Source organism: Rhodococcus sp. AZ1, assembly GCF_054979605.1.
Genome location: NZ_JBUEQF010000015.1, coordinates 24,855 through 48,731, shown reverse-complemented (window position 1 = coordinate 48,731; position 23,877 = coordinate 24,855). Strand labels below are relative to the sequence as shown.

Genomic DNA, 23,877 nt, shown 5'->3' with positions numbered 1-23,877 from the left:
CCGTCCGCACTCGTGGTCGGACACGACCGGCCGACCTGATGTCGCACCCGCGGTACAGAATGATCCGATGGAGATCGCCCTGCTGCTGGTCGGCCTCGCCGTCACCGTTCTGACCATGACGGCCTTCGCTGATCGTGTTCGCCTGCCGGCGCCGCTGCTGCTGATCGTCGTCGGCGCGCTCGTCTCCTACGTGCCCGCAGTCCCCGAGGTTCGACTGCAGCCCGATGTCGTTCTCCTGGGCCTACTTCCACCACTGCTGTACGCCACCGCGGCGCGATCGTCCCTGATCGACTTCCGGGCCAACCGGCGGGCCATCGGCATGCTGTCCATCGGACTCGTCGCGTTCACCACCGCAGGCATCGGCGTCGTGGTGTACCTGGTGCTGCCCGGCGTCTCCTGGCCGGTCGCGTTCGCGATCGGGGCCGTCGTGGCTCCACCCGATGCCGTTGCAGCCACGGCGATCGGTCGCCGAATCGGACTGCCCCGCCGTGTGGTGACGATTATCGAAGGTGAATCGTTGCTCAACGACGCCACCGCCCTGGTGGCGCTGAGCACGGCGCTGTATGCGATCGGGCACTCGGTGCAGGGCTGGCGGATCGGACTGGACTTCGTGGTCGCGGCCGGCGGCGGCGTGCTGGTGGGCCTGGTGGTCTACGCGGTCGTGGCGTTCATCCGCCGCCGGGTGCGAGATCCCCTGCTGGACACCGGGATCTCGTTCGTGGTGCCGTTCGCCGCCTACCTCTTCGCCGAGGAACTCACCGCGTCGGGCGTTCTGGCCGTGGTGGTGTCGGGCCTGCTCCTCGGGCACAACGCGCCGATCCTGCAGAGTGCGAAATCCCGTATCGCCGAGCGCCTCAACTGGGACACCACCGCCTACATTCTGGAGAACGCGGTATTCCTGCTCATCGGCCTGCAGGCGTCGTGGTTGATCCGGGACGTCACCACCAGCGATCTCTCCGCCGCCACCATCGTACTCGTGTGTGGCGCGACCCTCGCCGGCGTCATCGTTCTGCGCCTGGTGTGGGTGTGCGCCTCGCGCTATCTCTTGCGCCGCTCCCGAGACGGACACACCCCGTCGTGGAGCAGCATCGTGGTGGTGGGGTGGGCCGGGATGCGCGGCGTGGTCACCCTCGCTGCGGCGTTCACGCTGCCCGACGACGTCCCGAATCGCGAGATCCTGCTCCTGGTGGCGTTCACGGTGGTCGCCGGAACCCTGTTCCTGCAGGGGCTCACCCTGCCTCTCCTGGCACGCGCACTGAAATTGCCGGCGCCGGACCCGGTCGATCACGCCCTCGCCCGCGCCACGGTGCTGCAGCAGGCGACCAAGGCGGGTCGAGCCGAGCTCGCGGCGATGCAGATCGACGATCCCACGGGAGTGATGGAGATGGTCGAGCAGCGCGCCGACAGACGCAACCACGCTGCCTGGGAACGGTTGGGCACCACACCGAACCAGGAGACCCCCAGCGAGCTGTACGCCAGGATCCGCTCGGCGATGATCGACGCCGAGCGCCGCCGGGTGCTCGAGATCCGCAGCACCGGGGATGTGCCGTCGGATGTGATCGCCGAGGTGCTCGCCATGCTCGACATCGAGGAGTCGATGATCGATCGGGCAGTCAGCGCTCGCGACGAACTGCGGACAGCCCGGTTGGACACATCCTCGCCCGTGGCCCCGGTCGCACCCCGTTCATCGTGCTCTCACCTCGCCGATCATCCGGTCACGATCACGGTCACCGACGGCACCTGCCCCGAGTGCGTGGCGGAGGGCACGCAGTGGGTTGCCCTGCGCCAGTGTCTGGTGTGCGGACACGTCGGATGCTGCGACTCCTCCCCCGGTCGCCACGCCGGCGCCCACTTCGACACCACCGCACACCCGGTCATCCAGTCCGCGGAGCCGGACGAGACGTGGCGCTGGTGCTACATCGACCACACGCTGGCCTGACCCGATCACAACGAGCCTTCTCGGCACCGAACACCACCCGACAGGAGCACACATGACGCGCACGGTCGTTGCCACGGATTTCGGCGGACCCGACGTTCTCGAAGTTCGATCGATTCTTCTGCCGGACCCGGGACCGGGCGAAGCTCGCGTGGCCCTGCGCGCAATCGGGGTCAATCCCTACGACGTCAAGAGCTACAGCGGTGCGTTCGGACGCGACCGGTCGACCCTGCCCATCGCCCTGGGCACCGAGGCGTCGGGTGTCGTGGTCGCGCTCGGGCCGGGAACCGATGACCAGGAAGGTGCAGTCACGGTCGGTGACGCCGTGATCGTGATCGGGAAAGGGCTCTACAGCGACGAGGTGGTGGTCGACGTTCGCGATGTGGTGCCCGCCCCGGAGAACCTCTCGTTCGAGGAGTCCGCGGGACTGATGCTCACGGCGACCACCGCAGTCGACACGCTCGACACCGTCGGGGTCGGGAGCGCAACCACGGTGCTGGTCCACGGCGCGGCGGGAGCCGTCGGACAGCACGTCGTACAACTCGCGTCCGATCGTGGTGCAACGGTGATCGGAGCCGTCTCCACACGGCATCTCGATGATGTCCGTTCCCTCGGCGCGCTCCCCGTCGAGTACGGAAGCGGATTCGTCGAGCGTGTTCGCGCGATGGCGCCCAGTGGGATCGACGCGGTGATCGACACCGTCGGCACCGACGAGATCGTCGACCTGTCCCTGGCCTTGGCGCCCGAACCGGGTGCGGTGGTCTCTATCGTCGCGTTCGCGCGGGCGGCGACCGACGGGTTCCACGCGGTCGGCGGCGGTGACAACGACAGTGGTCGGCGTCGCCGCGCTGCCCGTCAGCCCGTCGTCGCCGCGGCCCGGGCCGGGGCCCTCACGGTCGACGTCGCCCGCACCTATCCACTGACCGACGTCGCGCGAGCCCACGCCGACCTCGTCGGGCCGAGACCGAGAGGTAAGTTCGTTCTCATCCCGTAGCGACCAACAGCTCGGGGCCGCGCCTTGCCGCGCCGACGTACATCGTGGCGACTACCGTGGTACCCGGTTCCAATTCGGCGTGTACCAATTTCGAGGAGTGCATCAATGAGTGTCCAGCCGATCAGCAGCAAACGCCACCGCGTCGTCGTCATCGGGTCCGGCTTCGGCGGCCTGTTCGGCACACAGGCACTCAAGCGCGCCGACGTCGACGTCACACTGATCGCACGGACCACGCACCACCTCTTCCAGCCCCTGCTCTACCAGGTCGCAACCGGCATCCTGTCCGTGGGCGAGATCGCACCGGCCACCCGCGTCGTGTTGCGACGCCAGAAGAACGCCCAGGTTCTGCTCGGCGAGGTGGAGACGATCGACCTCGAAGCTCGAACCGTCACCTCGAGCCTGCTGGGACGCGAGACCGTGACGCACTTCGACAGCCTGCTCGTTGCGGCCGGTGCGCAGCAGTCGTATTTCGGCAACGATCACTTCGCCGAGTTCGCGCCGGGGATGAAGACCATCGACGACGCCCTGGAGCTGCGCGGGCGAATCCTGAGCACGTTCGAGCAGGCGGAGCTGTCGAACGATCCGGAGGAGCAGGCTCGACTGCTCACCTTCGTCGTGGTCGGCGCGGGGCCCACCGGTGTGGAGTTGGCCGGTCAGATCGCCGAACTTGCCGACCGCACTCTCGACGGTGCGTTCCGCAACATCGATCCGAAGGACGCCAAGGTGATCCTCCTCGATGCGGCGTCGTCGGTTCTTCCGCCGATGGGCCCCAAGCTCGGCCTCAAGGCGCAGCGGCGTCTCGAGAAGCTCGGGGTGGACGTCCAGCTCAATGCGATGGTCACCGGTGTCGACGAGAACGGCTTGACCGTCAAGGACAAGGACGGCGCGGAGCGTCGAATCGACTCGCAGTGCAAGGTGTGGTCGGCCGGTGTTCAGGCCTCGCCGCTCGGCAAGCAACTGGCCGAGCAGTCGGGCTCCGAACTCGACCGCGCCGGACGTGTGATCGTCGAACCCGACCTGACCATCAAGGGCCACCCCAACGTCTTCGTCGTCGGTGACATGATGCTGGTCAAGGACGTGCCCGGTATGGCTCAGGGCGCCATCCAGGGAGCCCAGTACGCAGCGAAGATGATCAAGGCCTCGCTGCAGGGCGCCGATCCGGCCGCGCGCCAGCCGTTCAAGTACTTCGACAAGGGGTCGATGGCCATCGTCTCCCGGTTCAACGCCGTGGCGAAGGTGGGCAAGCTCGAGTTCGGCGGCATCGTCGCCTGGGCGATGTGGTTGGCCATCCACCTCGTCTATCAGGTCGGTTACCGGAACCGACTCACCACGATGATCTCGTGGTTCATGAGCTTCATCGGGCGCAGCCGCGCACAGATGGCCTCGACCGAGCAGCAGGTGTTCGCCCGACTTGCCATCGAACAGGTCCACAACATGCACCTGGGCGAAGCGTCGGCAACACCTTCCTCGCCGCCCAGGGCAGTACCGGTCGAGCAAGCCTCACCACCGCAGAAGGCTGTCGCGGAGGCCTGACCTCGCGACCGATCACAACCGCGCTGCGACGGTGGTGCTGAGCAGCCCGCCACCGGCCAGCGGCAGCACGGTGCTCGCTCCGAGGAACTGATCACCCTCGACTACGGGTTGTTCTTCGACGTCTGCTCCCAGCATGAGGACGCTGGTGAGGGCACCGGGCTGGAACAGTCGGTCATGACCGGTACCGGCGCCCAGGTGCAGGCGATGGCGCAGCCTCGGGCAGCCGTCGACATCGACGTGCATCGTGCCCGACCACTGTCCACCCTTCTCGTCACTGCGACCTATCTGGACGCGCTCACGTACGGACACCCTCGACGACGCGGTGGCCGTGATCGTCGTCCGCGTGTGGTGGTAGGCAGTGGACGCGATGATCACCGGCTCCGGGTCGAGGGACAGAACAGCGTCGTCGTGCACCTCGTACGACAAGTGCGAGTGCGACACATCGGTTGTCGCCGCCGGGAGGGCGACCGTGGCGGCCGCGCTACGCAGGAGCAGTCGGGCTCCCTCCTCGACGATCACCCGCACGTCGATTCGGTCGCCGCCGAGCGGCGTGGCCGCGGTGCCGATCAGATGCACCTGGTGGGGGCCGGTCAGTCGCGCGGCGATACCGCCCTCGGCTTCGAGACGCGGGCGGCGGCCCGTGGAGGCGACGATCAGAACAGAAGTTCGCACAGGCTTGGCGCTCGGTGGTCGGTTCTACGGCGTCTCGTCGGCCACGGCAGCGAGTTGCTCGCGCACCCATGACAGGACGGGCGTTGCGGCGGGGTCCTCGGTGAGCGAGGTGAACACGGTGGGACGTCCCTCGCGGACCCGGCCGGCGTCACGGTCCATGACCGACAGATCGGCGCCGACCATCGCGGCGAGGTCGGTCTTGTTGATCACCAGCAGATCCGAGTACGTCACCCCCGGACCACCCTTGCGGGGCACCTTGTCCCCACCGGCTACGTCGACGACGAAGATCTGCACGTCGATCAGGCCGGACGAGAAGGTTGCGGTCAGGTTGTCACCGCCGGATTCGACCAGAACGAGATCGAGCGGGGGGTTGGCTTCCACGAGGTCGTCGATGGCATCGAGGTTCGCTGTGATGTCGTCCCGAATTGCCGTGTGGGGGCAGCCACCGGTCTGGACGGCGGTGATGCGCTCATCGGGCAGCACCGCGTGACGACGCAGGAAGTCCGCATCCTCGGTGGTGTAGATGTCGTTGGTGAGCACGCCGAGCGAAATCTCGTCGCGCAACTCACGACACAGGGCCGCCACCAGCGCGGTCTTTCCTGAACCGACGGGGCCACCGATCCCGATACGCAGTGCTTCTCCCGGTGTTCGGGTACGACGCGGCCGGTCCGGTGCGTGGGTGTGCGGCTGGCCGTCGATCAGATGCGGTGGCATGTCGAGTTCTCTTTCGGTGATCGGTCGTCGGTGATCGGTCGTCGGTGGTCGGAGGAGAAGGTCAGGAGGCGAACAGCGGTCGCTCCCGGACCCGGTGACGTTCGGCGAGGAAGTCCAGCAGCGGGTCCGAGTCGTCGCACAGGTCGGGGAGCGCGACGCACACCCGGGCCGCAACGGCGTCGCACTCGCCTGTGAGCGTGAACGTCAGGGCGGCGACGTCGGCCGGATCGAGGGCGAGCAGTCGCTGGGCGGCAACAGCCGAGCCGGTCATTGCCGTGTAGATCTGCACCAGAGCGCATTCCGAGGCGCCCAAGCCGAGGAACCGACCAACCGCACCCGCGGCCACCGGCGCGTGCGGCTTGAGACCCAGATCTGTCCAGTCGTGCCCCGGCCAGGTGTGGACCGCCAGGCGCCGCATTCCCCTGCCCTGCGAACGCGATGCCGCACGCGCTGCCAGCGATGGAGTCCTGGCCTCGTACTCGATCTCTGCGTCGACGGGCGTGAGCAGTCCGGTCACCACGGCGGCCGCGACGGAACCGGCAACCGCACCGGCAGTGGTGATCCGGCGGCGCAGGAAGGCGTCGAGGGTGCCGAGGTCGGCAACGATGCCCGCTGCGATGGCCTCCTCGACCCCGCCCGAATGCACGTGGCCACCGATGGGCAGTCTCGAATCCGTGAGAGACATCAATGCGGACAGGCTCATCAGAACAGGAAGTACCTCTGCGCCATCGGGAGCTCGGTCGCGGGCTCCTCGGTCCACACCTGCCCGTCGATGGTGACGGTGAACGTATCGGGATCGACCTCGATCCGGGGCATCTCGGCGTTGTTCGGCATATCGGCCTTGCCGATGTTGCGGACGTTGGCGACCGGAACCAGGCGCCGATCGCACGACAAGCGCTCGGCCAGACCGTCGTCGAGTGCCTGCGGGGAGACGAAGTGGACCGAGGTGGCGGCGGCTGCCTTCGGGGCGGCGCCGAACATCGGGCGCGGGAACTCCGGCTGCGGGGTGGGTATCGAGGCGTTCGCGTCGCCCATCGCGGCCCATGCGATCATGCCGCCCTTGACCACCGCGTGCGGCCGCACTCCGAAGAACTTGGGCTCCCACAGCACGAGGTCGGCAAGTTTGCCGGGTTCGACGGAGCCGATCTCGGCGTCGAGCCCGTGTGCGATCGCCGGGCAAATCGTGTACTTCGCGATATATCTCATGGCGCGGTTGTTGTCGGCCCGAACGTCGCCGGGCAGATATCCGCGACGCCGCTTCATCACATGGGCGGTCTGCCAGGTCCGCATCACCACCTCGCCGATTCGACCCATCGCCTGGGAATCGCTGCCGATCATCGATATCGCCCCCATGTCGTGCAGGAGGTCTTCGGCGGCGATCGTGGACGGTCGGATCCGACTCTCGGCGAACGCGAGATCCTCGGGAATGGACGGCGACAGGTGGTGGCACACCATGAGCATGTCGAGATGCTCGTCGAGCGTGTTCACGGTGTGTGGGCGCGTGGGGTTGGTGGAGCTGGGAAGAACGAACGGTTGGGAGGCCACGGTGATGATGTCCGGTGCATGGCCACCGCCGGCTCCCTCGGTGTGGTAAGCGTGGATGCCGCGTCCGGCGATCGCCGCGAGGGTGTCCTCGACGAAACCGGCTTCGTTGAGCGTGTCCGAGTGCAGGGCCGCCTGAACTCCGGCCTGCTCGCACACGGTCAGACACGCGTCGATCGCAGCGGGTGTGGACCCCCAGTCCTCATGGAGCTTGAATCCCGATGCGCCGGCGCGCAATTGCTCCCACATGGCTTCGGCCCCGACCGTGTTGCCCTTGCCGAGAAGGACGATGTTCATCGGCCACCCGTCGAGCGCCTCGAGCATGCGTGCGAGGTGCCAGGCACCGGGTGTGACGGTTGTCGCCTTGGAACCCTCGGCCGGACCGGTACCGCCACCGATGATGGTGGTGATCCCTCCCCCGAGCGCCTCCTCCATGATCTGCGGTGCGATCAGGTGGACATGACAGTCGATGGCCCCGGCGGTGACGATGCGACCGTTGCCGGCAATGATCTCCGTCGACGGGCCGATCACCAGCGCCGGGTGCACCCCGGACATGATGTCCGGGTTCCCGGCCTTCCCGAGGGCGACGATGCGACCATCTCGAATTCCGATATCGGCCTTGATAACTCCCCAGTGGTCGAGGATCACCGCACCGGTGATGACCGTGTCCGGCGCCCCGTCGGCGCGAGTCGCGCGGGACTGGCCCATGGACTCGCGAATCACCTTCCCCCCACCGAAGACGGCCTCGTCCCCGGCCAGACCCGGACCGCCGCAGCGGTCCTCGGTGATCTCGATCATCAGATCGGTGTCGGCCAGACGAATGCGGTCACCGGTCGTGGGTCCGAAGAGCTCGGCGTATCGAGCTCGCGAGAGCTCGGCCATCACCGCGCTCCGCTCGGGTGGCCGGGGTCGTCCAGCCGACCTGGCGGTGTGTGCCCGATCCCGTGGACCTCGCGGGTACCACCCAGATCGACCAGCGCGACGTCCTGCGCCAGGCCGGGTTCGAAGCGCACCGCGGTGCCCGCCGCGATGTCGAGTCTCTTGCCGTGTGCGGCGACCCGATCGAAGGTCAGGGCTGCGTTGGACTGCGGGAAGTGGACATGTGACCCGACCTGGATGGGCCGGTCACCGTCGTTGACCACGGTGAGGACCAGCGCTGTGCGCCCGGCGTTGACGACGATCACGCCTTCCTCGGTGACGACCTCTCCAGGGATCATGCAGACCTCACGGGATGGGGTGGTGGACGGTGATCAACTTCGTCCCGTCCGGGAAGGTGGCTTCGACCTGAACCTCGTCGAGCATCTCCGCGATGCCGTCCATGACATCGGAACGTGCGAGAACCTCACGGCCCGACGCCATCAGTTCTGCGACGGTGCGTCCGTCCCGCGCGCCCTCGAGCAGATGATCGGTGATCACCGCGACCGCCTCCGGATGGTTCAGCCGCAACCCTCTGCCACGACGCCGGCGAGCCAGTTCGGCTGCGTAACTGACCAGAAGTCGTTCCTGCTCGTGCGGGGACAGCCTCACGGTTCCTCCTGTCACACACCGGACGATCCGACGCGGACCCGTCGGCCCCGTCATCTTGGCACGACCGAGCGGTTCGAGCCGGGCGAGTGGACGGCTGGTCAGTGACCGATCGCCGCGGTGTCCGCGATGTTCTGCAGGCGGACCTGACCCCGCGCGATCAGCCGCTCTCGGGCGTCCACGAGCGTCACCACCCACAGCTGCTGGGTGCGACCGCGATGGATCGGCAGCGCCTCGCAGGCCAGCACGCCCTCCCGCGCTGCCCGAAGGAAGTCGGTGTTGTTGTTGACCCCGACGACGTGTCCTCGACCGGCGAACCAGATCGCACCACCGGTGCTGGCCAACCCCTCGACGACAGCGCAGTAGACACCGCCGTGGACGATGCCGCCGGGCTGATGCAGGTGCGGCCCCAGCGGAAGCTCCGCCGTCACCCGCTCGGCGGTCAACTCCCCGTAGATCAGTCCGAGCGCTGCGCCGAATCCAGCGTTCGCGCGCGCCATGAGCACCCCGATCTCGTCTGCCGGGGCGGGATGCGCGGGGTCGGGATCGGCTGGTTCGGCCATGATCGGTGGTCCTTTCTCGGTGGTGCACACGCCAATGCCTCCAGTACACACCAGTGGCCACTCCTACCGGCGGTAGTACGCACACGCGTCGCAGTTCCGTAGACTGGACCTATGGCCGGTCTCGGAGAACTCGAACGCGCAGTGATGGACCACCTGTGGGCCAGCGACGATGCTCAGACCGTCCGGCAGGTCCACGAAGCTCTCGCCGAGCATCGCGAGCTCGCGTACACCACGGTCATGACAGTTCTGCAGCGTTTGGCCAAGAAGGATCTGGTCAGCCAGCAGCGCGATGATCGCGCACACCGATATGCGCCCGTACGTGGCCGCGAAGAGCTGGTGGCGGGGCTGATGGTGGACGCACTCCAGCAGGCCGACGAGATGGGTGGGCGCGCCGCCGCCCTCGTCCACTTCGTCGGGCAGGTCGGCGCCGAGGAAGCGGCGGCACTGCGTGAAGCGCTGGCAGCGCTCGAGGCACCGAACCTCACCGACGGGTCACGTCGGGGTCGGTGATGTGTCCGATGAACCGTTGGGCCTGACGCGATGAACGCCACCACCGCGGCCGTGTTCGCCCTGCTGGCCTTGGTTCTGGCCGGTCCTGTTCCCGCGGTTCTGTCCCGCGCGCGGTGGCCGTATCGGAGCCCCCGTGCTGCGCTGGTGCTGTGGCAGGCGATCGCGCTGGCCGCCGTTCTCTCGGCTTTCAGCTCCGGTCTGGCGATCGCGAGCAAGCTTCTCGTCGTCGACGCCGAAGGGCGGCCCACGACGTCACCGACCGCCGAGATCGACGCGCTCGGCGCACCGCTCTGGACCCTGTACGTGGTGGTGTTCCTGCTGACCCTGATGATCGGTGCAAGGCTGATCTGGGCGTCGGCGCACGTCGCGGTGCGCACCCGAACACGTCGAGCACGCCACCGCATGCTGGTGGACCTGCTCGACGACAGCGCCGACCTCGCCGACCACCACGGCGCGGACGTTCGAGTTCTCGATTCGCTCGCTCCGGTCGCCTACTGCCTGCCGGGTCTGCGTCGACGCGTGGTTCTGAGCACCGGAACCCTCGCCCAGCTCGACCGAGACGAGTTGCGGGCAATCCTGGTGCACGAGCGCTCGCACCTGCGTGCGCGCCACGATCTCGTCCTCGAAGCCTTCACCGCCGTCTACGAAGCATTCCCGCGCATCGTCCGCAGCAAATCTGCGCTGGGTGCGGTACAGTTGCTCGTGGAACTGCTGGCGGACGACAGTGCCGTCAAGGTCACCGGGCCGCGGCCGCTGGCCCGTGCCCTGGTCGCCTGCGCAGGGTCGGCGGCACCCACGGGCGCCATGGCAGCCGGCGGCCCGACCACGCTTATCCGAATTCAACGGTTGACGGCGGGGGAACCGCGCCGTGTGGTCTCGGTGGCGGCGTACATGTGCGCACTCGGGATTCTGGTCGTCCCCACCGTCTATGTCGCCGTCCCGTGGCTCACCGAACTCGGTCGCCTGTTGAGCAACTGACGGTTACGTCACTCGATTCGATCGACGCTAGGCCGTTGCCGTAGTGTCACGGGTGGTCCTCACGGGCCCATCCATCTTCCCTATGGCACTCAACTCGTGCGCGTTCGGCTGTACGCCCCGCATCCCCACGATCTCGACACCTCACTGTGCGCAGAGCGCGCACCGACAACCAGGTGACCCGTGCCCTGGCTCGTCATTCGCTGCACGCGAGACCCTCTGGTCCCTCGGTCGGCGGCGCGCCGCCGACCGAGAGGTACCCCATGTCCACACCGACCATCCCGACCACTGAACTCGCGTTCGCAGCCTTTGGGCTCCCTGCACCCATCGTCACAGCGCTCGCCCGAAACTCGATCACGACGCCGTCACCGATCCAGAAGATGGCCATCGCGGACATCCTCGCCAGCCGCAATGTTCTCGGTCGCGCGCAGACCGGCTCGGGGAAGACCCTGGCATTCGGTCTGCCGATGCTCTCTCGACTGGCCGGAGGTCCGCGGCCCGCTCCCAAGCGCCCTCGGGCTCTCGTCCTGGTCCCCACCAGGGAACTTGCGTTCCAGGTGGTGGATTCGCTGGGTGCCTACGCAGCACCTGTCGCACTCACCGTGCGTGCGGCGGTCGGTGGAACACCGTTCGGTCGTCAGGCCGATCAGCTACGTCGCGGGGTCGACGTCCTTGTCGCGACGCCCGGCCGGTTGGGCGATCATCTGCGTCAGAGCACGTGCGATCTGTCCAACGTGGAGATCACCGCTCTCGACGAGGCGGATCAGATGGCGGACATGGGGTTCCTACCCGAGGTCCGCGACATCCTCGGTTCAACGGCGCCGCAGGGCCAGCGTCTACTGTTCTCCGCGACACTCGATCGCGAGGTCCAGTCGCTGGTTCGGCAGTTCCTGCCCGAGCACATCGAGCACTCCACCGGGGACAGCAATGCCGCCGTCGAATCGATGGAGCACTACCTGCTCAATGTAGGACGTGGCCAGAAGGATCTGGTGCTGGCCGAGATCGGCGCGCGCGAGGGACGCACCATCATGTTCGCGCGCACCAAGCTCGGATGCGACGGCATCACCGAACGACTGCGTGCCGTCGGCATCGCGGCGGAGTCGCTGCACGGCGGCAAGCCCCAGAACCAGCGTTCCCGAGTACTCGATCGGTTCAAGAGCGGACGGACGCCGGTGCTGGTGGCCACGGACGTTGCAGCGCGCGGCATCCACGTCGACGGCGTCGATCTCGTCGTCCACGTCGATCCGCCGGCAGACCACAAGGACTACATGCATCGGGCCGGGCGAACGGCACGCGCCGGAGCGGCCGGAACCGTCGTCGCGATCATCCTGCCTAACCAGAAGCGCACGATGGCGCGGCTCACCTCGATGGCCGGCGTGGCGGTGCGATCGGTCGACGTCTCCCCCGGTTCGAGCACCCTCGTCTCGATCACCGGGGCCAAGGCGCCGTCCGGTGAACCAGTGCGTGAGTTCGCGCGACGGGAGCCTCGAGAGCGCAGTCACGTCCCCAGCCGAGGCGGCGCCGGCACCCCCACCCCGAATCGGACTCGTCGCGCGCCCCGGACCGGGTCGGAAGCCGGTACCGGTGCGCACCAGCCGCGACGGGCCCCGTCCACCCGCCCGGGCGGGTTCAGATCGCGCTCTTCCGGGCTAGTCGACTGACCGGGGAGCACATCGCGTGCGGGACCCGGTTTCCGCAAAGCAGTGTGACCCGGTAAAGCTGTACTCATGACAACCTCGGAATCGACAGCACTCGCGCAGATCGGGGTCACCGGCCTCGCCGTGATGGGCTCGAACATCGCCCGCAACTTCGCACGCCACGGATTCACGGTGGCGTTGCACAACCGCTCGGTGGCCAAGACGGATGCCCTCCTCGCCGAGCACGGTCACGAGGGAAGCTTCGTGCGGTGCGAGTCGGTCGCCGAGTTCGTCGCCGCCCTCGACAAACCTCGTCGAGTACTCATCATGGTCAAGGCCGGTGAGGCCACCGACGCGGTGATCGGCGAACTCGCCGATCACCTGGACACCGGCGACATCATCATCGACGGTGGCAATGCGCTGTACACGGACACCATTCGCCGTGAGGCGGCGATGAAGGAGCGTGGTCTGCTGTTCGTCGGTGCCGGAATCTCCGGCGGCGAGGAGGGCGCCCTCAACGGTCCGGCGATCATGCCCGGAGGACCGGTCGACTCGTATGCCGCACTCGGTCCACTGCTCGAATCGATCGCCGCGCAGGTGGACGGCACCCCGTGCTGCACCCACATCGGACCGGACGGGTCAGGTCACTTCGTCAAGATGGTGCACAACGGCATCGAATACGCCGACATGCAGCTGATCGGTGAGGCGTACCACCTCTTCAGAGACGCCCTCGGTTTCGACGCAGATCGCATCGCGGGCGTCTTCACCGACTGGAACACCGGCGACCTCGAGAGCTACCTCGTCGAGATCACGGCCGAAGTGCTGCGCCAGGTCGATGCCCGCACCGGTGAGCCCCTGGTCGACGTCATCGTCGACGCCGCCGAGCAGAAAGGCACCGGGCGTTGGACCGTGAAGTCGGCACTCGATCTCGGGGTGCCCGTCACCGGCATCGCCGAGGCCGTGTTCGCGCGCGCGCTGTCCGGATCGCGCGCCCAACGGTCGGCGGCTGCGGGTCTGGCCTCGGGAACCCTCGCCGCCAAGCCGACCGACGTGGACCAGTTCACAACCGACATCAACCGTGCGCTCTACGCGTCGAAGATCGTCGCCTACGCCCAGGGCTTCGACCAGATCGCCGCCGGCAGCGCCGAGTACGGGTGGAACGTCGATCCCGGCGATCTGGCCACCATCTGGCGTGGTGGGTGCATCATCCGCGCACGATTCCTCGATCGCATCAAGGATGCGTACCGCGACGACCCGGCGCTACCGAGTCTGGTGCTGGCACCGTACTTCCGCCAGGCACTCGAGGCAGCGGTCGACAGTTGGCGTCGCGTGGTGATCACAGCGGCCTCGCTCGGCATACCGGTTCCCGCGTTCTCGTCGTCCCTCGCCTACTACGACGCGCTTCGGGCGCCGCGACTGCCGGCAGCCCTGACGCAGGCGCAGCGGGACTTCTTCGGCGCCCACACCTACGAGCGGCTCGACTCCGAGGGCAAGTTCCACACGCTCTGGAGCGGGGACCGGTCCGAGGTCCGGGCCTGAACCAGCCGCTCGTGACTCACACCGCCCTGTCGATCCTTCTCGCGCTGATCGCAGCCTTCCTGTTCGCATGCGGATCGGTGGCGCAGCAGAGTGCGGCGTCCGGAGTGCCGGAGGGCGAGTCGCTGATCGGGGGCCTCGCAGGCAGTCCACGATGGTGGATGGGCCTGCTCGGTGACGCCGGCGGGTACGCATTCCAGGTCGCCGCACTGTGGTTCGGTTCGGTGCTCGTGGTTCAACCCCTGCTGGTGACCATGCTTCTGTTCGCGCTACCCCTGTCGGCCCGCTTCGCCGGCGCACGGGTGACGCCGTCGACCCGGGCAACCGCGGTCGCGCTGTCGGCCGCCCTGGTCGTGTTCCTGGTGGTGGGCAACCCGACCGAAGGTCGCGACACCGCGCCCGCATCGGCCTGGGTGGTTCCGGTCGCAGTGGTGTCGGCGCTGTGCGTCGCTGCCGTGGCCGGGGCGTACATCTCGACCGAATCATCCACGCGTGCATTGCTGTTCGGTGCGGCCGGTGGGGTGCTCTTCGGTGTGTCGGTTGCGTTCACGAAGGCGGTCACCGATCAGTTCGCGATCGGCATCTCCGAGGTGTTCACCTCGTGGCAGATCTGGGCGCTGGTGGCCTCGGGTGCGGTGGGATTCGGACTGCAACAGAAGGCTTTCCAGGTCGGGCCACTGGCCGCATCGCTGCCCACGGTCACCATCGGTGAACCTCTCGGTGGCGCCGCGCTCGGCGTCGCTGTTCTCGGCGAACGGTTACGTGTCGACGGGGTCGCATCGGCGGTGGTGGCACTGGCCGTCGTGGTCATGATCTGGGCCGCCATCGAGCTCTCCCGAGTCCGATCCGCGTAACCTGACTCACCGTGCACTTCCTGCCCGGCCACACACCGCCGTACGACCTGACCTATGACGACGTGTTCCTCGTTCCGAACGACACCGACGTCGCGTCGCGCTTCGATGTGGATCTGGCCAGTGTGGACCGATCCGGCACCACCGTTCCGATCATCGTCGCCAACATGACCGCCGTGGCCGGCAGACGGATGGCCGAGACGGTCGCCCGTCGCGGCGCGATGGCGATCATTCCGCAGGATCTGCCCATCGAGGCTGTGGCTGCGACGGTCTCGTTCGTCAAGTCCCGCCACCAGGTGGTCGACACACCGGTCACGCTCGGCCCCGACGCGTCGGTGGCCGACGCCCTGGCGCTGATCCACAAGCGAGCGCACGGCGCGGTGGTGGTGGTCGACGACGGCCGCCCGGTGGGATTGGTTCGCGAGCAGGCCTGCACCGATGTCGACCGGTTCGCACGGGTGTCCACCGTGGCCACCACGGACATGCTGATTGCGCCGGTCGGCACTGCCCACAGAGAGGTCTTCGATCTCCTCGAGGGCCGTCACGACAACCTGGCGGTGCTCGTCACCGACAGCGGTCATCTGGCGGGTGTACTCACCCGGACGGGCGCGCTGCGTGCCGAGATCTATGCACCCGCCGTCGACGACCAGGGACGGCTCCGCATCGGCGCCGCTGTCGGGATCAACGGTGACGTGGCCGCGAAGGCGAAGGCCCTGGCGGACGCCGGGGCCGATCTTCTCGTTCTCGACACAGCTCACGGTCATCAACGGAAGATGCTCGATGCCCTCGAGGCTGTGGCGCGACTCGACCTCGGAGTGCCACTGGTGGCGGGCAACGTGGTCTCCGCGGCGGGAACCCGAGACCTGATCTCCGCGGGTGCTCAGATCGTCAAGGTCGGCGTCGGGCCCGGGGCGATGTGCACCACCCGCATGATGACGGGGGTGGGCCGTCCGCAGTTCTCGGCCGTCGCCGAGTGCGCCGCCGCGGCACGCGAGCGGGGCGCACACGTGTGGGCCGACGGTGGTGTGCGGCACCCCCGCGACGTGGCCTTGGCGTTGGCGGCGGGTGCGTCGAACGTGATGGTGGGCTCGTGGTTCGCGGGAACCTACGAATCTCCCGGCGATCTGCGCCACGACGCGGCGGGACGGGCCTACAAGGAGAGCTTCGGCATGGCGTCCAAGCGAGCCGTCGCCGCACGCACCGCGGGCGACAGTGCGTTCGATCGTGCGCGCAAGGGTCTGTTCGAGGAGGGAATTTCGACCTCGTCCATGCGGCTCGATCCTGTGAGACCGAGCGTCGAGGACCTCATCGACCACATTTGCGCCGGGGTGCGCAGCACGTGTACCTATGCGGGCGCCCGCACGCTCGAGGAACTTCACTCGCGCGCGGTGATCGGGGTCCAGTCCGCCGCAGGTTTCGCGGAGGGACGACCGCTGCCCGGCGGTTGGTGATCCGCGATGACGGTTCTGACGACGGTGGCAAGCCTGGTCGGCTTCGTGGCGCTCACCGCCGGGACAGCAATCTTCGTCGCTGCCGAGTTCTCTCTGACCGCCCTCGAACGCAGCACTGTCGACGCGCACGCACGTGATGGCGATCGCCGCTCCCGCATGGTCGCCCACGCCCACCGGACACTGTCGTTCCAACTCTCCGGCGCCCAGCTGGGGATCACGATCACGACGCTGATCACCGGTTACCTCGCGGAGCCTGTTCTCGCCCGGTTCATCGCGCCGATCGTTCGGGGCCTCGGAGCGAGCGAGTCCGTCACCGATGCCATCACCCTCACTGTGGCGTTGGTGGTCGCGACATCGATCTCGATGGTCTTCGGTGAACTGGTCCCGAAGAACCTCGCCATCTCGGCACCGATGCCCACAGCGCGGGCCACCGCCGGACCGCAGGCAGCATTCTCGCTGACCTTCAAGTGGGTCATCCGAGGTCTCAACGGAACTGCGAACGCCATCGTCCGGCGGCTCGGGATCGAGCCGGCGGAGGAGTTGCGGTCCGCTCGGTCACCGGGCGAACTCGGATCACTGGTTCGCAACTCCGCCGAACAGGGGTCCATCGACGAGAGCACTGCGGTTCTGGTGGATCGTTCGCTTCGGTTCGGCGGCCGCACGGCAGAGGAATTCATGACCCCGCGTGTGAAGATCGAGACCCTGGCCGCCTCCGACACCGTCGCCGACCTGATCTCGGTGGCAGCCCGCACCGGCTTCTCGCGATTCCCCGTGGTGCTCGGCGACCTCGACGACACCGTCGGCGTGGTCCACATCAAGCACGCGTTCACCGTGGGCGCCGCCGAGCGGCGGTCGACGACCGTGCGTGATCTCGCCCAGCCGGTGGCGAGCGTCCCGGCGAGCCTGGACGGCGACGCGGTGATGGAACGGGTGCACGCCGACAACATGCAGATGGCGATCGTGGTCGACGAGTACGGCGGCACGGCCGGCATGGTGACCATGGAGGACCTCATCGAGGAGATCGTGGGGGATGTCCGCGACGAGCACGACCGCCTCGACGTGGACGTGGTGCGTGTGTCCGACGGGTGGTTGTGCACGGGACTGCTGCGAATCGACGAGGTCAACTCCGCCACCGGATACGCCGCCCCCGACGGCGAGTACGACACACTCGGTGGCCTGGTGTTGATGCGGTTCGAGCGAATCCCCGAGACCGGCGACGAGGTCGTTCTCCCTCCGCCCCGCACGGAATCATCGACCGACGAGGTCGGCGGCTGGGTCGCTCGGGTCACGGCGATGGACGGCCGCCGCATCGACCGTGTGCTGGTGCGGCCGGTGCCCGCGGAGGAGATTGCGCGCCTGAACATCGAGGCCGGCCGACGATGAAGGACCTGACCGGCGTCGTCCTGGCGATCGTCCTGCTGCTACTGAACGGCTTCTTCGTGGCCGCGGAGTTCGCGCTGATCTCCGCCCGCCGTGATCGCCTGGAAAGCCTTGTCGCCCAGGGCCGCAGGAGTGCCCGCACGGTCATCGAGGCCGGACAGAACCTCTCGTTGATGCTTGCCGCCGCACAACTGGGCATCACCATCTGTTCGATCCTGCTCGGACGAGTCGGAGAACCGGCGGTGGCACACCTGATCGAGGCGCCGCTGGCATTGGTCGACGTGCCCGACGCCCTCCTACACCCGATCGCGTTCGCCCTCGCGCTCGCGCTGGTTGTGGTTCTACACATCCTCGTCGGCGAAATGGTGCCCAAGAACATCGCGATCGCGGGCCCGGAACGTACCGCGATGCTGTTGGTTCCGGCACACCTGCTGTGGCTGCGGATCGCTCATCCGCTGATCTGGTTCTACAACCTGTGCGCGAGCGTCGTCCTGAGGTCGCTCCGGGTGGAACCGAAGGACGAACTGAGCTCGACGGTCTCCGCGGACGAACTGTCGGAGATGATCCTCGAATCGCGCACCGAGGGCCTGATCGACGAAGAGGAGCACCGCCGACTCACCCGGGCGCTGCAGACCACCGGCCGCACCGTCCGCGACGTGCTGATCCCGATCCAGACCGCCCACACCATCGTCACCGACGATCACGGGCCCACCCTCGGAGCCGTCGAGGCGGCGGTGCGTGAGACCGGTTACTCCCGGTACCCGGTGCGTGACGCCGCCGTCGGGCTGATCGGGTATCTGCACCTGAAGGACGTGTTGACCCTGATGGGGGACGAATCGGCCGGGCCGGACACCGTGATCGCCCGCGCGGACGTCAGACCGCTCCCCCTGGTCGACGTGAGCACCCCGCTGGACGAAGCGCTCGCACTTCTGCGACGACAGAACGCCCATCTCGGGGCCGTGGTGGAGCACACCGAGACCATCGGGATCGTCGCTCTCGAGGATCTCGTCGAAGAGTTCGTGGGCACCGCGCGCGAGAGCACACGCACACCGGCCCCGGACTCCCCACGGGCCGGCGACCGGTAGCCGGGATCGCGATGGGTGCCACCGAGAGTGTCCGGGGCGAGAGCGAGTGGACGGCCGCTCGAGCCGCCCACGTCGCCGACGTCCACGCTCTGCTCGGCGGCTACATCCAGCAGCGACGTCGGGGTGAGAAGCACCCGGTTCTGGACTTCCTGTTCACCTACTTCGGGGTTCCGGTCGGGCACCTGCTCCGCTGGTCCCCCGGGTACGGTGTGGTGCTGACCGGTCCGACCACGCGCGCTCTCGTCGACGCAGGCGGCTTCGTCGCCTGCCCCGACCACGGCCCGGACGCGGTGACGGTCGATCCGGCGGTGCTGGTCCGCCGTCGTGTGACGACCGAGTTCGTGCTCGCGATCACCACCGCCACCGCGAGCAGGGCCCCACTGCTGGGATGCTTCGGTCTGCACGAGTGGGCCATGGTCTACCGTGCCGATCCGAGCTCGATCCGCCACCCGCTGCCTCTTCGCCTGGGTTCCGCCGGCACCGATGCCGTTGTCGAGTCGCTTCCGCTGCGCTGCACCCATTTCGACGCCTTCCGGTTCTTCACTCCCGACGCCGTGCCGCGCAGCGAGAACATGCTCAGTCGAACCGGCCAGATCGACTTCGAGCAACCCGGCTGTCTGCACGCGAACATGGACCTCTACAAGTGGTGCGCCAAGCTCGGCCCGCTCCTCGATGCCGACCTGCGCCTGGCGTGCTTCTCCCTCGCCCTGACCGCGCGCGAGCTCGACATGCGCGCCGGACCGTACGACCTGTCCGGTCACGGGTACGAGCCGATCGAGATCGACACCGCGTCGGGTCGAGCGGAGTACGTGCGGCTGCAGAGTGCCGTCGCAGATCAGGCCGCTCTCCTGCGAGAGCGCCTGGCAGAACAGTGTCGTCGACTGCTCGCCGCGGTGCCCGAACCGAGCCGGACCACCGAGTAACATGACCGGCGTACAGCGCGGCCAGAACACCGCGGCGAAGATCGAAGTGAGGGATTCATGACCGAACGCGTTCAGATCGGTGGCCTGCAGGTTGCCTCGGTGCTCTACGACTTCGTCGAGAAGGAGGCGCTGCCCGGTACCGGGATCGACTCCGCAGCGTTCTGGTCGGGCGCCGAGTCCCTTCTGGCCGATCTCGCACCGCGCAACCGCCAGCTGCTCGCCGAGCGCGACATCATCCAGGGCAAGATCGACGCCTGGCACGCCGAGCACCCCGGCCCCGACTACGACCGCGCGGCCTACAAGGTCTTCCTCACCGAGATCGGCTACCTCCGCCCGCAGCCCGAGGCGTTCTCCGTGACCACCAGCGGCGTGGACAAGGAGATCACCGACACCGCGGGTCCGCAGCTGGTGGTTCCCACACTCAATGCTCGGTTCGCGATCAACGCATCGAACGCTCGATGGGGTTCGCTCTACGACGCGCTGTACGGTACCGACGCGATTCCCGAGGACGGCGGCGCCGAGAAGGGCGTCGGCTACAACCGCGTCCGTGGTGACAAGGTGATCGCGTACGCGCGCGGCTTCCTCGATACCGCCACTCCCCTGACTTCCGGCTCACACGTGGACTCCGTCTCGTACGCGATCACCGGGGGCGCACTGGCCGTGACCCTGTCCGGCGGCGACACCGTTGCCCTCGCCGATCCGTCCCAGCTCGTCGGCTACACCGGCGACATCGACTCGCCCACGGCAATTCTTCTGGTCAACAACGGTCTGCACATCGAGATCCAGTTCGACGCTCAATCACCCGTCGGCAGCACCGACCCCGCCGGGGTCAAGGACGTCGTCCTCGAGTCGGCGGTCACCACGATCATGGACCTCGAGGATTCGGTGGCTGCGGTGGACGCCGAGGACAAGGTTCTCGGGTACCACAACTGGCTCGGCCTGATGAAGGGTGATCTGGCCGAGAGCGTCACCAAGAACGGCAAGACGTTCACCCGTGTGATGAACCCCGACCGCGTCTACACCGCGCTCGACGGCTCGACGCTCACTCTGCACGGCCGCTCACTTCTGTTCGTGCGCAACGTCGGCCATCTGATGACCAGCGACGCCATCCTCGACGCCGAGGGCAACGAGGTTCCCGAGGGAATCCTCGACGCGTTGCTGACCTCGCTGTGCGGCATCCACAGCCTCAACGGGTCCGCCGCATTGGCCAACAGCCGAACGGGCTCGCTGTACATCGTCAAGCCGAAGATGCACGGACCCGACGAGGTCGCCTTCACCAACGAGTTGTTCGGCCGTGTCGAGTCGGTGCTCGGCCTGCCCGCCAACACTCTCAAGGTGGGGATCATGGACGAGGAGCGACGCACCACGGTCAACCTCGGCGCCTGCATCAAGGCCGCTCAGTCCCGCGTCGTCTTCATCAACACCGGGTTCCTCGATCGCACGGGCGACGAGATCCACACGTCGATGGTCGCCGGGCCCGTGGTTCGCAAGGCCGAGATGAAGAAGCAGGCCTGGATCGCGGCCTACGAGGACTACAACGTGGACACCGGGCTCGCCGCCGGGTTGCAGCACCGGGCGCAGATCGGCAAGGGCATGTGGGCGATGCCCGATCTGATGCACGACATGATCGAGCAGAAGATCGCGCATCCGCGGGCAGGCGCCAACACCGCATGGGTCCCGTCCCCGACTGCGGCGACACTGCACGCGATGCACTACCACCAGGTCGACGTGTTCGCCCGACAGGACGAGATCGCCCGGGCCCGTCGCGCGAAGATCGACGACATTCTGACGATCCCGCTTGCCGAGTCGGTCGACTGGACGCCCGAGGAGAAGCAGAACGAACTCGACAACAACTCCCAGTCCATTCTGGGCTACGTCGTGCGGTGGATCGATCAGGGTGTCGGGTGCTCGAAGGTGCCGGACATCTCGGACGTCGCACTCATGGAGGACCGCGCGACCCTGCGCATCTCGAGCCAGCTCGTGGCGAACTGGCTTCGTCACGGTGTGGTGAGCGAAGCGGACGTCGTTGCGTCCCTCGAGCGCATGGCACCGGTGGTGGATCGACAGAACGCGTCCGATCCGGCGTACAACAACCTCGCCGACGACTTCGAGAACAACATCGCCTTCCAAGCAGCCAAGGAACTGATCTTGGAGGGCACGTCGCAGCCCAACGGCTACACCGAGCCGATCCTTCACCGCCGCCGCCGCGAGTACAAGGCAGCGAACGCCTAGGACCGGAGCCGAGGGCCAGGTACAGAGCAGACACCGGCACCACTGACCATGGGTGAGCATCGCAGGGAGGACGGTCGTCGCGGGGTCAGCAAGGGACCCGTGATCGCCGGAGTAGTCCTGCTCGTGGTGATGGCCCTGGTGATCGGGTGGTTCACACTTCGTTCGAAGAGCCGGGACGAGGCAGCCGCTGCTGCTGCGTCCTGCGTGGAGGGGTCGGCGACGATTCAGATCGCCGCCGACCCCGACATCGCGGCTCCGTTGACCGACCTTGCCCGATCATGGTCGGCGACGCGGCCGGTGGTCCGTGACAAGTGCATCACCGCCGACGTCACCGGGCTGGACGGCGCGGCGGTGGCGCGCGGTCTGTCCGCACCCTCGTGGGATGGTTCTGTGGGGCCGAGGCCGGCGCTGTGGGTTCCGGCAAGTTCGTCGGCGGCCGCCGCAGTTCTCGACAAGCCAGGAGCGGTGGACGGTTCACCCAAATCGCTGGCGACCAGTCCGGTGGTGCTGGCCGTGCCGTCGGCTCTGAGCAGTGCGCTGGAGGCCACCGCGACCGGATGGGCGGCACTGCCGGGCTTGACGTCGGGCTCCAACACGCTCGATGCGATCGGATTGCCCGGATGGGGCTCGCTCCGTCTGGCTCTGCCCACCGGGGCCGGGTCCTCGGCGACGACCGACGCGGTCGCGGCGGTGGCGGCTGCCGCAGCGGGCGCGACCGGACCGCTCACACCCGAGCAGGTCGGCACACCGGCCGTGCGGACTGCCGTCTCGACCCTCGTACGTTCCGCGGCGGACACCGGATCGTCGAGCACCGCGGACAGCGTGAAGGCACTGAGCGGGGAGAACACACCTGCGAGCGGTCCCGTTCAGGCGGTGCCGGCCACCGAACAGCAGGTGTTCGCAGCACGCCGGGAGGGCAGCCAACTGACGGTCTTCCGTCCCGCCGGTGCCACCCCGATGGCCGATCACCCGGCAGTGATCCTCGCCGACGCCGACGACACCCTGCGCGCCGCCGCGGCGCAGTTCGTCGAGTACGCGTTGGCTCCCGATCAGCAGAACGTGCTGGGGCGAGCCGGGTTCCGGGTCGTCGGAGCCGATGGCCGAGTCCTGGCGCCACAGAGCAGCGACGGACTCGACTTCGTACCGATCCTCAGCACGCTCGAGCGACCGTCGGCAGCGGCGCAGGCTGCGCTCGACAGTGTCGTCGACAACCCGGTGAGCCCGACAACGACCACGATCGTCCTCGATGTCTCGGGTTCGATGGATTCGAGCGAAGGTTCTGGAACCCGATTGCGGAACACCACGACGGCATTGACCTCCGCGCTGGCCTCGATGCCGGACGCATCCAATGTGGGCCTGTGGGTGTTCAGTCGCAATCTCGATGGGGCCAATGCGTATCGCGTGCTCGAGCAAACCGCACCGCTCGGCGGTGAGGGCAAGCGTGCGGCGCTCGCCGCCGATCTGAACTCGGTCCGTCCGGCCACGGCGACGTCGACCTACGTCTCCGTCGAGGCCGCCTACAGGGCCGCGGTCGCGAACTGGACGCCCGGACGGTCGAACTCGATCGTCCTCATCACCGACGGCCCGAACGACGACACCTCGATCTCGTCGTCGACGTTCCTGGCCGACATCAAGGCAGCCGGCTCCGCAGCCAAGCCGGTCCGCGTGGACGTGGTGTCCCTGGCGAGCAACAGCGATCTGGCGACCTTGACGTCACTGGCCACCGCCACCGGCGGGGAACTGGTGCAGGCGCGCTCGTCGGATGCGAACTACGGCGAGACTCTCGCCCGATTGCTCGGCAAGTCCCAGTAGGGCACGC

The 23,877-nt window shown here is 67.7% G+C and carries 20 protein-coding genes and 1 pseudogene; 14 read left to right on the top strand and 7 right to left on the bottom strand.

All coding sequences use genetic code 11. The features are described from left to right. The first annotated feature begins 67 nt into the window (after window positions 1–67). The 3 genes from ACY48E_RS15650 to ACY48E_RS15640 all read left to right on the top strand — a co-directional run bounded on the left by ACY48E_RS15650 (window position 68) and on the right by ACY48E_RS15640 (window position 4,463). Window positions 68–1,939: a Na+/H+ antiporter gene (locus tag ACY48E_RS15650; RefSeq protein ID WP_462873151.1), complete on the top strand. Its 1,872-nt coding sequence runs from the start codon at window positions 68–70 to the stop codon at window positions 1,937–1,939. Window positions 1,940–1,991: 52 nt separating this feature from the next. After that, complete coding sequence (locus ACY48E_RS15645; RefSeq protein ID WP_462873150.1) at window positions 1,992–2,930, top strand: NADP-dependent oxidoreductase; 939 nt, start codon at window positions 1,992–1,994, stop codon at window positions 2,928–2,930. 105 nt (window positions 2,931–3,035) lie between these two features. Next, window positions 3,036–4,463 (top strand): NAD(P)/FAD-dependent oxidoreductase, encoded by a 1,428-nt coding sequence (locus ACY48E_RS15640; RefSeq protein ID WP_462873149.1) that lies wholly within the window; start codon window positions 3,036–3,038, stop codon window positions 4,461–4,463. Window positions 4,464–4,475: 12 nt separating this feature from the next. Here ACY48E_RS15640 and ACY48E_RS15635 read toward each other — a convergent pair whose 3' ends face one another. From ACY48E_RS15635 to ACY48E_RS15605, 7 genes are all read right to left on the bottom strand, one after another. Then, entirely contained in the window at window positions 4,476–5,135 is a 660-nt protein-coding gene (locus ACY48E_RS15635; protein ID WP_462873148.1) for an urease accessory protein UreD, read from the bottom strand. Window positions 5,136–5,159: 24 nt separating this feature from the next. Beyond that, window positions 5,160–5,849 (bottom strand): urease accessory protein UreG, encoded by a 690-nt coding sequence (ureG, locus tag ACY48E_RS15630; RefSeq protein ID WP_462873147.1) that lies wholly within the window; start codon window positions 5,847–5,849, stop codon window positions 5,160–5,162. Between the two features lie 61 nt (window positions 5,850–5,910). Then, on the bottom strand, window positions 5,911–6,555 hold the full coding sequence (locus ACY48E_RS15625; protein ID WP_462873180.1) for an urease accessory protein UreF: 645 nt from the start codon (window positions 6,553–6,555) through the stop codon (window positions 5,911–5,913). After that, window positions 6,552–8,273: an urease subunit alpha gene (locus ACY48E_RS15620; protein WP_462873146.1), complete on the bottom strand. Its 1,722-nt coding sequence runs from the start codon at window positions 8,271–8,273 to the stop codon at window positions 6,552–6,554. The genes ACY48E_RS15625 and ACY48E_RS15620 overlap by 4 nt, the downstream gene beginning before the upstream one ends. Continuing rightward, window positions 8,273–8,608, bottom strand: a complete 336-nt coding sequence (locus tag ACY48E_RS15615) for an urease subunit beta (RefSeq protein WP_462873145.1) — start codon at window positions 8,606–8,608, stop codon at window positions 8,273–8,275. The genes ACY48E_RS15620 and ACY48E_RS15615 overlap by 1 nt, the downstream gene beginning before the upstream one ends. Before the next feature lie 7 nt (window positions 8,609–8,615). Further along, on the bottom strand, window positions 8,616–8,918 hold the full coding sequence (locus tag ACY48E_RS15610; RefSeq protein WP_462873144.1) for an urease subunit gamma: 303 nt from the start codon (window positions 8,916–8,918) through the stop codon (window positions 8,616–8,618). Between the two features lie 98 nt (window positions 8,919–9,016). Next, window positions 9,017–9,478, bottom strand: coding sequence for a PaaI family thioesterase (locus ACY48E_RS15605; RefSeq protein ID WP_462873143.1), 462 nt, complete (start codon window positions 9,476–9,478; stop codon window positions 9,017–9,019). A 111-nt stretch (window positions 9,479–9,589) separates the two neighbouring features. Between ACY48E_RS15605 and ACY48E_RS15600 the strand changes: the two genes are divergently transcribed. From ACY48E_RS15600 to ACY48E_RS15550, 11 genes and pseudogenes are all read left to right on the top strand, one after another. Then, complete coding sequence (locus tag ACY48E_RS15600; RefSeq protein WP_462873142.1) at window positions 9,590–9,988, top strand: BlaI/MecI/CopY family transcriptional regulator; 399 nt, start codon at window positions 9,590–9,592, stop codon at window positions 9,986–9,988. Between the two features lie 30 nt (window positions 9,989–10,018). After that, complete coding sequence (locus tag ACY48E_RS15595; protein ID WP_462873141.1) at window positions 10,019–10,966, top strand: M56 family metallopeptidase; 948 nt, start codon at window positions 10,019–10,021, stop codon at window positions 10,964–10,966. Window positions 10,967–11,226: 260 nt separating this feature from the next. Further along, window positions 11,227–12,597: pseudogene (locus ACY48E_RS15590) on the top strand (DEAD/DEAH box helicase); the annotation flags it as partial. 93 nt (window positions 12,598–12,690) lie between these two features. Next, window positions 12,691–14,139 (top strand): NADP-dependent phosphogluconate dehydrogenase, encoded by a 1,449-nt coding sequence (gndA, locus tag ACY48E_RS15585; protein WP_462873140.1) that lies wholly within the window; start codon window positions 12,691–12,693, stop codon window positions 14,137–14,139. An 11-nt stretch (window positions 14,140–14,150) separates the two neighbouring features. After that, window positions 14,151–14,990, top strand: a complete 840-nt coding sequence (locus tag ACY48E_RS15580; protein ID WP_462873139.1) for a DMT family transporter — start codon at window positions 14,151–14,153, stop codon at window positions 14,988–14,990. Window positions 14,991–15,001: 11 nt separating this feature from the next. After that, complete coding sequence (locus ACY48E_RS15575; RefSeq protein ID WP_462873138.1) at window positions 15,002–16,438, top strand: GuaB1 family IMP dehydrogenase-related protein; 1,437 nt, start codon at window positions 15,002–15,004, stop codon at window positions 16,436–16,438. 6 nt (window positions 16,439–16,444) lie between these two features. Next, window positions 16,445–17,821, top strand: a complete 1,377-nt coding sequence (locus ACY48E_RS15570; RefSeq protein ID WP_462873137.1) for a hemolysin family protein — start codon at window positions 16,445–16,447, stop codon at window positions 17,819–17,821. Further along, entirely contained in the window at window positions 17,818–18,903 is a 1,086-nt protein-coding gene (locus tag ACY48E_RS15565; RefSeq protein ID WP_462873136.1) for a hemolysin family protein, read from the top strand. The genes ACY48E_RS15570 and ACY48E_RS15565 overlap by 4 nt, the downstream gene beginning before the upstream one ends. Window positions 18,904–18,914: 11 nt before the next feature. Beyond that, window positions 18,915–19,826, top strand: a complete 912-nt coding sequence (locus ACY48E_RS15560; RefSeq protein ID WP_462873135.1) for a 3-methyladenine DNA glycosylase — start codon at window positions 18,915–18,917, stop codon at window positions 19,824–19,826. A 57-nt stretch (window positions 19,827–19,883) separates the two neighbouring features. Beyond that, entirely contained in the window at window positions 19,884–22,058 is a 2,175-nt protein-coding gene (locus ACY48E_RS15555; RefSeq protein ID WP_462873134.1) for a malate synthase G, read from the top strand. 99 nt (window positions 22,059–22,157) lie between these two features. Next, window positions 22,158–23,870, top strand: a complete 1,713-nt coding sequence (locus ACY48E_RS15550; RefSeq protein WP_462873133.1) for a substrate-binding domain-containing protein — start codon at window positions 22,158–22,160, stop codon at window positions 23,868–23,870. The last annotated feature ends 7 nt before the right edge of the window (window positions 23,871–23,877 follow it).

Coding starts and splice junctions, on each gene's coding strand:
- ACY48E_RS15560 (WP_462873135.1), top strand. CDS start 18,915: ATGGGTGCCACCGAGAGTGTCCGGGGCGAGAGCGAGTGGACGGCCGCT.
- ACY48E_RS15640 (WP_462873149.1), top strand. CDS start 3,036: ATGAGTGTCCAGCCGATCAGCAGCAAACGCCACCGCGTCGTCGTCATC.
- ACY48E_RS15555 (WP_462873134.1), top strand. CDS start 19,884: ATGACCGAACGCGTTCAGATCGGTGGCCTGCAGGTTGCCTCGGTGCTC.
- ureG (WP_462873147.1), bottom strand. CDS start 5,849: ATGCCACCGCATCTGATCGACGGCCAGCCGCACACCCACGCACCGGAC.
- gndA (WP_462873140.1), top strand. CDS start 12,691: ATGACAACCTCGGAATCGACAGCACTCGCGCAGATCGGGGTCACCGGC.
- ACY48E_RS15570 (WP_462873137.1), top strand. CDS start 16,445: ATGACGGTTCTGACGACGGTGGCAAGCCTGGTCGGCTTCGTGGCGCTC.
- ACY48E_RS15605 (WP_462873143.1), bottom strand. CDS start 9,478: ATGGCCGAACCAGCCGATCCCGACCCCGCGCATCCCGCCCCGGCAGAC.
- ACY48E_RS15600 (WP_462873142.1), top strand. CDS start 9,590: ATGGCCGGTCTCGGAGAACTCGAACGCGCAGTGATGGACCACCTGTGG.
- ACY48E_RS15620 (WP_462873146.1), bottom strand. CDS start 8,273: ATGGCCGAGCTCTCGCGAGCTCGATACGCCGAGCTCTTCGGACCCACG.
- ACY48E_RS15565 (WP_462873136.1), top strand. CDS start 17,818: ATGAAGGACCTGACCGGCGTCGTCCTGGCGATCGTCCTGCTGCTACTG.
- ACY48E_RS15615 (WP_462873145.1), bottom strand. CDS start 8,608: ATGATCCCTGGAGAGGTCGTCACCGAGGAAGGCGTGATCGTCGTCAAC.
- ACY48E_RS15595 (WP_462873141.1), top strand. CDS start 10,019: ATGAACGCCACCACCGCGGCCGTGTTCGCCCTGCTGGCCTTGGTTCTG.
- ACY48E_RS15645 (WP_462873150.1), top strand. CDS start 1,992: ATGACGCGCACGGTCGTTGCCACGGATTTCGGCGGACCCGACGTTCTC.
- ACY48E_RS15650 (WP_462873151.1), top strand. CDS start 68: ATGGAGATCGCCCTGCTGCTGGTCGGCCTCGCCGTCACCGTTCTGACC.